This window comes from Flavobacterium hibernum, from assembly GCF_000832125.1.
GTDB lineage: Bacteria > Bacteroidota > Bacteroidia > Flavobacteriales > Flavobacteriaceae > Flavobacterium > Flavobacterium hibernum.
The window spans coordinates 19,899-33,158 of the sequence record NZ_JPRK01000018.1; the positions used below are offsets into that span (position 1 = coordinate 19,899).

At 33.7% G+C, this 13,260-nt stretch carries 7 protein-coding genes and 1 pseudogene; 5 read left to right on the forward strand and 3 right to left on the reverse strand.

Annotated features, from left to right (window positions below; all coding sequences use genetic code 11):
• The first annotated feature begins 74 nt into the window (after nucleotides 1-74).
• From IW18_RS19235 to dusB, 5 genes are all read left to right on the forward strand, one after another.
• Nucleotides 75-3,755: a 1-acyl-sn-glycerol-3-phosphate acyltransferase gene (locus IW18_RS19235; RefSeq protein WP_041519860.1), complete on the forward strand. Its 3,681-nt coding sequence runs from the start codon at nucleotides 75-77 to the stop codon at nucleotides 3,753-3,755.
• Between the two features lies 1 nt (nucleotide 3,756).
• Nucleotides 3,757-5,274: a phytoene desaturase family protein gene (locus IW18_RS19240; protein WP_041519801.1), complete on the forward strand. Its 1,518-nt coding sequence runs from the start codon at nucleotides 3,757-3,759 to the stop codon at nucleotides 5,272-5,274.
• A gap of 7 nt (nucleotides 5,275-5,281) precedes the next feature.
• A complete protein-coding gene (locus tag IW18_RS19245) occupies nucleotides 5,282-6,949 on the forward strand; it encodes an acyl-CoA--6-aminopenicillanic acid acyl-transferase (protein ID WP_041519802.1) in 1,668 nt (555 codons plus the stop codon).
• Entirely contained in the window at nucleotides 6,946-8,232 is a 1,287-nt protein-coding gene (locus IW18_RS19250) for a phenylacetate--CoA ligase family protein (protein ID WP_041519803.1), read from the forward strand. The genes IW18_RS19245 and IW18_RS19250 overlap by 4 nt, the downstream gene beginning before the upstream one ends.
• Before the next feature lie 302 nt (nucleotides 8,233-8,534).
• Nucleotides 8,535-9,527, forward strand: a complete 993-nt coding sequence (gene dusB / locus IW18_RS19255; RefSeq protein WP_041519804.1) for a tRNA dihydrouridine synthase DusB — start codon at nucleotides 8,535-8,537, stop codon at nucleotides 9,525-9,527.
• Between the two features lie 256 nt (nucleotides 9,528-9,783).
• On the opposite strand, the pseudogene IW18_RS22765 reads toward dusB, so the two are convergent.
• From IW18_RS22765 to IW18_RS19270, 3 genes and pseudogenes are all read right to left on the reverse strand, one after another.
• A pseudogene (locus IW18_RS22765) lies at nucleotides 9,784-10,394 on the reverse strand (N-acetylmuramoyl-L-alanine amidase family protein).
• 62 nt (nucleotides 10,395-10,456) lie between these two features.
• Entirely contained in the window at nucleotides 10,457-11,884 is a 1,428-nt protein-coding gene (locus tag IW18_RS19265; protein WP_041519805.1) for an MATE family efflux transporter, read from the reverse strand.
• 169 nt (nucleotides 11,885-12,053) lie between these two features.
• On the reverse strand, nucleotides 12,054-13,259 hold the full coding sequence (locus tag IW18_RS19270; protein WP_041519806.1) for an ABC transporter permease: 1,206 nt from the start codon (nucleotides 13,257-13,259) through the stop codon (nucleotides 12,054-12,056).
• Nucleotide 13,260 lies beyond the last annotated feature (1 nt).

Sequence of the window (13,260 nt, forward strand, 5' to 3'; positions counted from 1 at the left end):
TGAATTCGTGGCGAAAAAACAAAGATTTAAAATAAATATAATCCTTTAAATCTGTGGCTAAAAAAAATAAAAAAATGCATCACTATTTTCACGCCATTCATTTGTTTGTAAACCGAAGAAAATCTCTTTCGGTTGTATTGGCAATCTTGATGCTTTTGCTGTTTGGCTTTTTTGCTTCTCAAATTAAATTTGAAGAAGATATTACCAAGCTAATTCCAACAAATGACAAAGCCGATGCCACTGCAAAAGTTTTAAAACAGCTTAATTTTGCCGATAAAATTACCGTTATTTTTAAACTGGATAAAAACGGAACAAACGAGGATTTAAAGGAAATGGCAACGGCTTTTTCAGATAGCGTTGCAAAATCCTGTAAACCTTATGTAACAGGAATTCAAGGAAAAGTTGACGAAGAAAACATTCAGGAAACTATAGATTTCGTTTACAATAATCTGCCTCTTTTTCTAGAAAATAAGGATTATGATGCTATTGCAAAAAAACTTCAAAAAGACAGTATTGCAGCAACTGTGCAGGGAAATTACAAATCGATTATTTCTCCGTCCGGATTTATTACCAAAGATTTTATTCTGCAAGATCCGTTTGGAATATCTTTTATCGCTTTAAAAAAATTACAACAATTAAATATTGGCGACGATTTTACGTTAGATAATGGTTTTGTAATGACCAAGGATAAAAAGAAATTATTGTTGTTTATTACTTCAAATCTTCCCTCGAGTGAAACGGAAAAGAATACCATTTTTGCCGAAAAACTAAAATCGATTCAAGACAATTTAAACCAAAAATTCAAAAGTAAAACCTCTATAAGTTATTTTGGTTCGGCTTTGATTGCAGTTGCCAATGCCAATCAAATTAAAAGTGATATAATCTTAACAATAACAATTGCGATGATTACGCTTATGTTGATTTTGATTTTATTCTATCGAAAAATAATGATTCCGCTTATCATTTTTCTTCCAACAGTTTTTGGAGCTTTGTTTGCTGTGGCGTTTTTATATTTTGTTAAAGAACAAATTTCTGCGATTTCACTTGGAATTGGTTCGATCTTATTAGGAATCACAATTGATTATTCGATACATATCCTCACGCATTACAAACACAATAGCGATGTAAAAACTTTGTACAAAGACATTACAATGCCCGTTATAATGAGTAGTTCGACAACTGCGGTTGCTTTTTTATGTTTGCTTTTTGTAAAATCTGACGCATTAAACGACTTAGGAATTTTTGCTGCTGTAATTGTTATGGCGTCGGCATTTTTCTCGCTTTTAATTGTTCCGCATTTGTACAAACCAAAAGAAGGAAATTTTGAACACAAGAAAAACTGGATCGACAAATTGGCTCATTTCTCATTTCATAACAATAAATATTTAATTGGTCTTTGCCTCTTAATCACAATAGTTTGCTGTTTTACGTATAACAATGTTGGTTTCAACAACGATTTGTCGCAATTAAATTTTGTTCCAAAAGAAATTAAAGCTGCCGAAAAGGATTTAGAAGAAAGCACGAGTTTAACTTCAAAAACCATTTATGTTGCTTCGTACGGAAATAGTATGGAAGAAGTTTTGCAAAGCAACAGCAAACTTTTCGCTGATTTATCAAAAGAGAAACAGCAAGACAAAATATTAAATTTCAGTTCGGTTGGTGGAATCATGCTTTCGCAAAAGGAACAGCAACAAAAAATCGACAAATGGAATTCGTTTTGGGATGCCAATAAAAAACAATTTTTACAATCGCAATTAATTACCGAAGGTTCAAAACTTGGCTTTAAGCCCACAACTTACACCGCTTTTTTTGATCATTTAAATGTTAGTTTCAAACCAATTTCGGCGCAAGATTATCTAAAAATTCAAGCTTTACAATTGAAGGAATTTGTAACCGAAAAAAATGGATTTTTCACGATTTCTACTTTAGTAAAAGTTACGCCACAACAAAGAGATCGCTTTGTAAAATCGGCTTCAGCCAAAAATAATTTGATAGCGATTGATCGTCAGCAAATGAACGAAACCTTTTTCAGCACTTTAAAAACTGATTTTAATTCGCTTGTCAATTATTCTTTTGTTGCTGTAATTTTAATTCTGTTCTTCTTTTTCCGGAGATTAGAATTAGTTATCGTGAGTTGTATTCCAATTGCTTTAACCGGAATTGTAACAGCGGGAATTATGGGGATTTTTGGCATTCAAATGAATATTTTCAGTATGATTGTTTGTACGCTGATTTTTGGTCACGGTGTCGATTTTAGCATTTTCATGACTAGCGCACTTCAAAAAGAATATACTTCGGGCAAAAACGAAATTGCCATTTATAGAACTTCAATCATTCTGGCAGTTATTACTACTATTTTAGGAATTGGTGCCATGATTTTTGCCGAACATCCTGCATTACGATCCATTTCGCTGGTTTCCTTAATTGGTGTTTTTGCAGCACTTATTATTACATTTATCTTCTATCCTATTCTGTTCAAATTATTTATATCAAATCGTTCAAAAAAAGGTAATCCGCCTTTTGTCTTGCGAACATTTATTCACGGTATAATTTCGTTTGCTTATTATGGACTTGGCGGAATTTTAATGTCACTTTTTAGCATTACCATCATGCCGATTCTGCCGATAAAAGAAAAAACAAAAATGAAAGGATTCCGTTATTTCATTTCAAAATTCATGAAATCGGTATTGTATTCGAATCCTTTTATTCATAAAAAAGTGGTGAATCAATTTGATGAAACATTTGATAAACCTGCTATTATAGTTGCCAATCATTCTTCGTTTATCGATATTTTGGCAATGGGAATGTTGAGTCCAAAAATTATATTTTTAGTAAACGACTGGGTTTACAATTCCCCCATTTTTGGCGGAACGGTAAGAAAAGCTGGATTTTATCCGGTTTCAGAAGGTCTTGAAGGCGGTGTCGAACATTTACGCCAAAAAGTAGAAGAAGGATATTCGTTGATGATTTTTCCGGAAGGAACCCGTTCTGAAAGCAATCAAATAAAGCGTTTTCATAAAGGTGCTTTTTATCTTGCCGAAGAATTTAATCTGGATATTATTCCTGTTGTAATTCACGGCGCATCAGAAGCAATTCCAAAAGGCGATTTTGTCATTCATAACAGCAATCTTACAATTACTATTTTAGAAAGAATTGCGCCTGATAATTTTTCTTTCGGGAAAAATTACACCGAAAGAACAAAACAAATAAGCGTTTTCTTTAAAGAAGAATATCGCAAAATCCGTGAAAAATTAGAACGTCCGGATTACTTTAAAAAAATGGTGCTTCATAGTTTTGATTATAAAGAAACAGAGATTGTAAATAGTGTAAAAACTGATTTGAAAAAAAATATCGAAACTTATTATCGTCTCAATAAGCATCTTTCGGCCAAAGCCAAAATATTGCATTTGTCTAGTGATTACGGACAACTTGATGTTTTATTGGCCTTGCAGGAACCACAACGCAAAATTACTTCATACAATAGCGATGAAGAAAAACTAGCGGTTTCAAAAACCAATTATATCGTTACAAAAAGAAAGATATCATATTTGGATCAGTTCGAATTGGCGTTCCCAAATCAATACGATGCTATTTTAATTTCTGATGCACATTATAAGAATGATCTTGAAAAAGTGATTTCCACTACTTCTACAATTATCGCCCTTAACAATTCTATTTCAAAGGACTCTTTGATTAACTTTGGTTTCGAATGTGTTTTAGAAGAAGATTCTATAATCGTATTTAAGAAAAAATAGCATGAAGGAGCAATACGATGTAGTAATTGTGGGCAGCGGACTAGGCGGATTGGTCTCGGCAATTATTTTGGCCAAAGAAGGCTACAGCGTTTGTGTGCTCGAAAAAAACAATCAATACGGCGGTAATCTTCAAACTTTTGTACGCGATAAAACCATTTTTGATACTGGAATTCATTACATCGGAGGTTTAGACGAAGGTCAGAATTTGAACAAATATTTTAAATATTTGGGGATTATGGATCATCTTAACCTGAAAAAATTAGATGATAATGGTTTTGATATCATCTCTTTTGAAGACGATCAAAACGAATATCCGCATGCGCAGGGTTATGATAATTTTGCCAATCAGCTCGTTCATTTTTTCCCTAACGAAAAAGCCAATATTGAGAGGTATTGCGAAAAAATAAAATCGATTTGCGAATGTTTTCCACTTTATAATTTAGAATGGGAAGGAAAATATGATAACGAAATTTTAAGCTTAAACGCTAAACAAACGATCGAAGAATGTACGCAGAATGAGAAACTAAAAGCAGTTTTGGCAGGATCTAATTTCTTGTATGCAGGAATTGCAGATAAATCGCCTTTTTACGTTCATGCCCTTTCTGTAAACTCATACATTCAAAGTTCTTGGAGATGTATAAACGGCGGAAGTCAGATTACAAAACAACTTTTAAAGCAGCTTAAAAAACACGGCGGCGAATTTTATAAATACAAAGAGGTTACCCGATTTAATGTCACAAACAAAAAAGTAACTTCGGTAGATATGAAAGACGGAACTCAGGTTTCGGGTTCTTTTTTTATCTCGAATATAGAACCAAAAACCACTCTGAGACTGGCTGGCGAAGAGAACTTTAGAAAATCATTTTATAGCAGAATTCAAAGTCTTGAAGGCGTAATTTCGGCCTTTAGTTTGTATATCGTTTTTAAGCCCGAAACTTTCAAATATATCAATCACAATCATTATCATTTTAAGAAAAGTAGTGAAGTCTGGACTGCGCATGATTATGATGAAGATTCTTGGCCCAAAGCTTTTATGGCTTCAATGAATGCCTCAAAAAAACAAGAAGAATGGGCAGAAGGAATGACTTTTATCACTTACATGAAATATGATGATGTTGCACCTTGGATTGATACGTTTAATACAACTGTAGACGAAAGCGATCGTGGAGAAAGTTACGAAGAGTTTAAATCACGAAAAGCTTCGAAGTTTTTAGATGAAGTCGAAATGAGATTTCCGGGTATCAAAGATTGTATTCAATCCCTACATACTTCGACACCGCTCTCCTATCGGGATTACATTGGTGGCGATAATGGTAATATGTACGGTTATGTTAAAGATTCGAATAACCCGATGAAAACTCTAATTCCGTCAAAAACCAAATTAGATAATTTGTATCTTACGGGTCAAAGCATAAATATGCATGGAGTTTTAGGCGTCACGATTGGCGCCGTTGTAACTTGTTCTGAAATTCTTGGTAGAGAATATTTAGTAAACAAAATCAATCAGACACCTGAATGAAAAAGCTATGAGAAACCGAAGTACACTCTTTTTCTTTATCGGTTTTTTATTGATGTTGGCTTCGTGCGGAACATCAAAATCTATGCACCATCAGCCTGAAATTTCAAATTATAACGCTACAAAGCCCATTGTAACAAAACTGTCTGACAGTATTTTTGTTTCCGGAAAAAATTCTCTTTTAAAAAATAAACAAGGCATTTGGGAATTGTATGTCGAGGGCGATCCATTAGAAATTGGACTAAACTCCGGCGCTTTGTCTGATTCTCTTTTAAAAAATCAAGAGCACATATTTTTCTCCAAAATACAAGATATAATTCCGTCTAAGTTTGAGCAAAAAATGCTCCGACACTTTTTAAAATGGTACAATCGAAAATTGTATCTAAATGTTCCTGAGGAATATCAAACTGAGATTTATGGTGTTTCGCAATACACATCGCATGATTTTGATAACATTGCACCACAATATCAGCGCAGTTTGTATTTGCATGCCGCACACGATATTGGACACGCTTTGCAAGATTTGGCTTTGGTGGGTTGCTCTTCTTTTGCGGCTTGGGGAGAAAAATCTGAAGATGGTAATTTAATTCTTGGACGCAATTTTGACTTTTATGTAAACGACGCTTTCGCGGAAAATAAAATTATCGCTTTTGTAAATCCAGAAGTAGGAAATCAATTTATGATGGTGACCTGGCCAGGAATGATTGGAGCGGTTTCTGGTATGAATATACAAGGTTTAACGGTAACCATTAATGCAGGAAAATCTAAAATTCCGATGAGTGCCAAAACACCTATTTCAATTTTGACCCGCGAAATTTTACAACATGCCTCAACTATTGATGAAGCTATTGCGATTGCTAAAAAAAGAAAAGTATTTGTTTCTGAATCTATAATGGTAGGAAGTGCCAAGGATAATAAAGCCATTTTAATTGAGGTTACGCCTAAAAAAATGGATATTTATGATGTTCCAAACAGCGATCAATTAATTTGTTCGAACCATTTTCAGAGCGATGCTTTTAAAGATGAAGAACGAAATCTATCGCAAATTGCAAATAGTCACTCTAAATATCGCTTTGACAGAATGCAGGAACTTTTTGCCGAAAACCCCAAAATCAATCCCAAAATTGCATCAGAAATTCTGCGAAATAAAGAGGGTTTACAAAATATTGCGCTAGGTTATGGAAACGAAAAAGCGCTGAATCAATTAATGGCGCATCACGGAATTATTTTTAAACCAAAAGAAAAATTGGTTTGGGTTTCTGCAAATCCGTATCAATTGGGCGAGTTTGTTTGTTACAATCTCGATTCAATTTTTAAAGATAGAAAAACAAATACAGCCATTTCTTTTGAACAAGAAAATTTGAACATTGCTAAAGATCCTTTTTTGGAAACTACGAAATATAAAAACTATCAAAATTTTAGAATTGAAGACCATAAAATAGATTTATATTTGAAAAATAAAACAGCTGTTTCAGCTGAGTTTATTCAAAACTATCAATCCTTAAACCCCGATTATTGGGTTGTATATTATAAAACGGGATTGTATTTTTATCAAAAAAAAGACTTTATAAAATCTCAGGATTATTTTGAAAAAGCGTTAACCAAAGAAATTACAACGGCGCCTGAGAAAGCACAAATTGAAAAATATTTAAAAAAAATCAAAAGAAAATTACAATGATTCCAGCAATAGAAAAGGATTCTTTAGAACAAATTAAAATTTTTCAAGAACAAAAATTAGCAGAATTTTTACAATACATTAGCCAGAATTCACCTTTCTATAAAAGACTTTTTTCAGCACAAAATATCGATATTTCGAAAGTAAAAACGCTGGAAGATTTACAATATTTACCTGTTACTACAAAAGAAAATTTACAAGAATATAACGATGATTTTTTGTGTGTACCACAACATAAAATCATTGATTATGCTTCGACCTCTGGAACGCTTGGCGATCCGGTAACTTTTGGTTTAACAGATTCTGATCTGGATCGATTGGCTTATAATGAAGCTATTTCGTTTGCCTGCGCAGGAATTGCCGAAGGTGATGTGGTGCAATTAATGACTACGATTGACAGAAAATTTATGGCTGGTTTGGCTTATTTTCTTGGACTTCGAAAACTAAAAGTTGGTGTTATTCGCGTTGGAGCCGGAATTCCGGAGTTGCAATGGGATTCTATTCTAAAATATAATCCATCTTATCTAATTACTGTTCCTTCTTTTCTTTTAAAATTAATTGAATATGCCGAAGCGCACGGAATTGATTATAATAATTCGAGCATAAAAGGTGCCATTTGTATTGGTGAATCGTTGCGAAATCAGGATTTTTCAATGAATACTTTATCGCAAAAAATTACTGAAAAATGGAATATTAAGTTGTTTTCGACTTATGCTTCGACTGAAATGAGTACGGCTTTTACGGAATGTGAACACGGACTTGGTGGTCATCATCATCCGGAATTAATTATTGTTGAAGTGCTTGACGAAAATAATATTCCGGTAAAAAATGGCGAAACGGGCGAATTGACTTTTACTACTTTAGGTATTGAAGCGATGCCATTATTGCGTTTTAAAACTGGCGATATTGTCGAGCTTCATGACGAACCTTGCGCTTGTGGACGACATACGTTGCGAGTTGGCCCAGTTGTGGGACGCAAAAAACAAATGATTAAGTATAAAGGTACAACGCTTTATCCTCCAGCAATGAATGATGTTTTGAGCGGTTTTGACAATATCGAAAATCATATTATCGAAATTTCAACCAACGATCTAGGCACGGATGAAATTCTCATAAAAATCGCTGTAAAAAATCAATCTGCCGAATTTTTACAGGAAATTAAAGATCACTTTCGAGCCAAATTAAGAGTGACTCCAAAGATCGAATTCGCCTCAAAAGAAACTTTGAATCCTTTAGTTTTTAACCCAATGAGTCGAAAACCAATTCGGTTTTTTGATTATAGGTAACCTTATTAGTTTCAAAGGTGCAAAGGTTCAGAGGGACAAAGGTTTTTATTCTAACTTAGAAATAAGTTTTATTTGTCATTTCGACCGAAGGGAGAAATCACACTAGTAATTCGACAAAGATTGGCAACTTTCTGCGTGGAGTTTTTTGTGTGATTTCTCCCTTCGGTCGAAATGACAAATGCTTGAATATAAAAGGCTTAAAATTCATTTAAAAACCTTCACAACTTTGCTACTCTGAACCTTTGAACCTCAATTTGGTACAAATTGAACTAAAAGTTGTAATTTTGCACAAAATATTGAAGATGGTCAAGATTGGCAACATAGAATTACCCGAATTTCCTTTACTACTCGCACCTATGGAAGATGTGAGCGATCCGCCGTTTCGCAGATTATGCAAAACGCACGGCGCTGACATGATGTATTCTGAATTTATTTCATCAGAAGGACTGATTCGTGATGCTATTAAAAGTAGAATGAAGTTGGATATTTTTGATTACGAACGTCCAGTTGGAATCCAGATTTTTGGTGGAGATGAAGAAGCAATGGCGCTTTCTTCTAAAATTGTTTCTACCGTGAAACCTGATTTAGTGGATATTAATTTTGGATGTCCGGTTAAAAAGGTAGTTTGTAAAGGTGCCGGAGCGGGAGTTTTGAAAGATGTAGATTTGATGGTTCGTTTGACTAAAGCGGTTATTAGAAGTACTGATTTGCCTGTAACGGTAAAAACGCGTTTGGGTTGGGATGAAAGCTCTATTAATATTGACGAAGTTGCTGAAAGACTTCAGGATATTGGTGTTCAAGCTTTAACGATTCATGCCAGAACTCGTGCTCAAATGTATAAAGGTCACTCTGATTGGTCTCATATTGCTCGTGTAAAAAATAACCCAAGAATTACAATGCCTATTTTTGGAAATGGTGATATCGATAATCCTGAAAAAGCTTTAAAATATAAAAACGAATACGGTATTGACGGTATCATGATTGGTCGTGCTGCAATTGGTTATCCGTGGATTTTTAACGAAATCAAGCATTATTTTAAGACGGGTGAACATTTGGCTTCTCCAACAGTTGCTGATCGTGTAGAAGCTGCCAGAAATCATTTAATGTGGTCGATGGAATGGAAAGGCGAACGTTTGGGAATTGTAGAAATGCGTCGTCATTATACCAATTATTTTAAAGGAATTCATTCTTTTAAAGAATACAAACAAAAATTAGTGACAACTGATGAACCAGAAAATTTGTTCAATATTATGAAAGAAATTGAACAGGTTTATGCAGGATATGAGTTTGTTTAAACACACTTAATAATTGTCGAAATTTAAGACAAAGACTTTAGAATTTAGTTTTAAAAAGAATAGACACAATCATTGTCATTTCGAGGAACGAGAAATCACACTCGGAAATCGACAAAGATTGGCAACTTTCTATACGGAGTTTCTGGTGTGATTTCTCGTTCCTCGAAATGACAAAAATTCGCAAACTAACTTTGGTAAAACATATAAAACGAAAGACCTTCAATATTGAAGGTCTTTCGTTTTTATATGATCTTTTTTACTTTACAGCTTCTAAAATATTTAAAGCAATTTCGTTTTGCCCTTTTTCACTGGTAATATAATCACGATCTTTTTCATTTGATAAAAATCCAATTAGCAATGTCATAACAGGACAATTAGCATTTTTTAAAATATAAAAAGGTGCTTCAGTAACTTTTCTTTTATTGAGATTTCCATCCTCTGTCATTTTATCAATTACGATTACAGCACTTTCTTTTGATTTTTCATGAAACATCTCATTTGATGGAACATACGCCTCTGCTCCATTTGCACTCATATTCATATTTGAGTTAACATGAAGAGAAACAACCAAATCAGGTTTTAGATTATTGATAACAGAAACTCTTTCGCTCAATTCCATCTCATGATCCCCATCTCGAAGTAAAACAATTTCAAGGTTACTATCTTTATTTAATGCTTTAATTTTTTTGCGATAGTTTCAGTAATCAATTTCTCTTGAAATCCATACATGTTCGCACCAAAATCATGGCCGCCATGACCGGCATCAATTACAATGATCTTCTTTTCTTCTATTGGTTTAAATGCAAAACATACTCCTAAAAGAAAAGTTGCACTCAAAAGTCCTAAAATTCTAATTTTGGTTTTCATATAAATTTATTTTTTGGTTATTGATTTCAAACGAATAAATTTAAGAAATATTGTACAAAATTCTAAACCTGAGTACGTTTCCATCTTCCTCTTTTGTAAAAGAAGATACCAGCAAGAGTTATCGCTGTCTCGGCTACAGGAATTGCAATGAAAACTCCCTTTGGTCCCATATTAAAATGTTTTGCCAATATATATGCTAATGGAATCTGAAACAGCCAAAATCCAAAGAAATTAATTCCAGTTGGAGTCCAAGTATCTCCTGCTCCATTAAATGTATTTATTAAAACCATTCCTATTCCGTAGAAAACAAAACCAATGCACATGATTTGCAAAGCTTCGACTGCAACAGCTTTCACTATTTCGTCGTTAGTAAAAAATGAAATTATATACTGCCCAAAAACTAATGTTATAATCGTTATGGAAGCCATAAAAATGACATTGTATTTTGCTGTTGTATAAACCGATTTTTCGGCACGCTCAATTTGTTTGGCTCCTAAATTTTGTCCTACCAAAGTTGCGGCTGCATTACTCAATCCCCAAGCTGGAAGAATAAAAAACATCATTATTCTAAGTGCTGTTTGATAACCCGCAGAACCGTGATCTCCTCCTGTTGTAGCTACTAATTGCGCCAGAAAAATCCAACTGCAAGAGGCTATTACAAATTGCAAAACTCCGGGAGCGGCAATTTTAACTAAGGCTTTTATTTGTTTGAAATTTGGAATTAAATAAGACATTTTAATTTTTAAAATTCCATTTCCATAAAACAAATGATAAATCTGATACACGACTCCAATACTTCTTCCTAAAGTTGTAGCAATAGCTGCTCCAACTAATCCAAAGGCAGGAATTGATCCAAAACCATTAATTAGTATTGGACAAAGGATGATATTACAAATATTGGCTATCCAAAGACTTTTCATTGCGATTGCTGCATTTCCTGCACCACGAAAAATTCCGTTAATCAGGAATAAAAGTGTGATACATAAACTTGAACCAATCATGATTTGAGTATATCTAAAACCATGTTCGGCGGCATCTCCAGAAGCTCCCATGAATACAAGAATATCTTTAGCATAGATAATTCCGTAAATACTCATAAAAATACTTAGTATAAATGCGATAACAATGGCCTGCATTCCGGCTTTTGCAGCGGCAACAGGATCTTTTTCGCCAATTCGTCTTGCTACAACTGCTGTTGCGGCCATACTTAATCCAATGTCTATAGAATATATAATTGTAAGGACTGACTCTGTTAATCCAACGGTTTGAATGGCAAAACTACTGTGCTCAAGATGACCAACAAAATATAAATCGACTAAAGCAAAAACTGATTCCATCATCATTTCTAAAACCATTGGTATGGCCAATAGAATTACGGCTTTCTTGATGCTTCCAGCTGTATAATCGAAAGATTCGTCGCCATTTAAGGCTTGTTTTAAGGTGGAGAAAATTTTAGAAAATAGACTTTTCTTTATAACTGTTTCTGTCATGATATTTAGGATAAATGATAAAATTTGTCCAGATGTAATAATCTGAACTGAAGAAAATAAACGTAAGTATCCTAATTATTTAAAAAATAAAAATAGGATTAGGCAGAAACAATCATATGCTGTAGATTTTTAAGAGGATAAATATAATCAATATTTTCTTTCAGAAATATTAATCTAACAGCTTTTTACTTACTCGACTACTGGCAATTAAAGATGCGATAAAGCCCAGTGATACAATGGTTCCCAAAACTATAAGTACGTTGTTGAGTGTAAAAACTACTGGATATGCCAGGGTTGGCGTAATCATAATGAGTTCGTATCGTTGTTGCAATACTACTAAAATAATGCCAAGAAGCAGACCAATTATTCCGCCGAAGAAACTTAGCAATGTTCCCTGAAGCAGGAATATTTTTCGCAAATTCTTAATTTCTGTTCCAAGATTAAAAAGGGTTTTAAGATTTCCTTTTTTCTCTAAAATCATCATAATTAATGCTCCAACTAAATTAAATAGTGCTACGATGATGACTAATGTAAAAATAAGATAGACAACAATATTTTCGGTATTGAGCATTTTGTATAAAGACTCATTAAGTTGTGCTCTATTTTTTACTGTGATTTTATTATTGAAAATTGCCTTAAGTTTTGCATCTATAGCACTCTCATCGGCATTTGGTTTTAGCTTAAACTCTACTCCCGAAATTTGGTTGGGTTTGTACATCAATAATTCCTGAGCTAAGCCCAAATCAGCAAAAACATATTTTGAATCTACATCTTCGCTTATGGAGTAAATTCCAACGGGCAAAACATCAATTTGATTAAATGCTTCATCCGGATTTTCGATCGCGCCTGTTCCTGGTTTAGGTGCAAATACTTGCAAAGGATTTTGGAAATCCAGTATTCCCATCGAAAAGTCTCTGGCGATTCCATATCCTACAATTACCTGATAGGTATCTGGTTTTAGCCATTCGCCTTCTTCATTAAACAGTTTTTTCTTAATAGCGTTTACTACCGTATAATTGCGATCGACACCTTTTAAATTAGTTACTAGCTGTTTGTCTTTGAATAGGAACAAAACACGTTCTTCGATAATTTTGCTGTACGAAACAATACCATCAATTTTCTTAATTTCACTTTCCTGACTAGGTGTGATCAAAAATGATTTTCCTAAAGTACTGGTAATTTTTAAATCGGGGTCGATTTCATTTGTAAACGAAAGACTAAAAACTTTTAATCCTCCAAAAACTGATAAAACGACAAACAAAGCCATTGCGCCAACAATAATTCCCATGCTGGCAATGCGATTAATAATATTTATAGCATTGTTTTTACTTCTGCTAAAAATATAACGTTTGGCTATGTAAAGGGGGAAATTCAAT

Excerpts from the sequence above, each read along its gene's own strand:
- IW18_RS19250 (WP_041519803.1), top strand. The coding sequence starts at position 6,946 with ATGATTCCAGCAATAGAAAAGGATTCTTTAGAACAAATTAAAATTTTT.
- IW18_RS19245 (WP_041519802.1), top strand. The coding sequence starts at position 5,282 with ATGAGAAACCGAAGTACACTCTTTTTCTTTATCGGTTTTTTATTGATG.
- IW18_RS19265 (WP_041519805.1), bottom strand. The coding sequence starts at position 11,884 with ATGACAGAAACAGTTATAAAGAAAAGTCTATTTTCTAAAATTTTCTCC.
- IW18_RS19235 (WP_041519860.1), top strand. The coding sequence starts at position 75 with ATGCATCACTATTTTCACGCCATTCATTTGTTTGTAAACCGAAGAAAA.
- dusB (WP_041519804.1), top strand. The coding sequence starts at position 8,535 with ATGGTCAAGATTGGCAACATAGAATTACCCGAATTTCCTTTACTACTC.
- IW18_RS19240 (WP_041519801.1), top strand. The coding sequence starts at position 3,757 with ATGAAGGAGCAATACGATGTAGTAATTGTGGGCAGCGGACTAGGCGGA.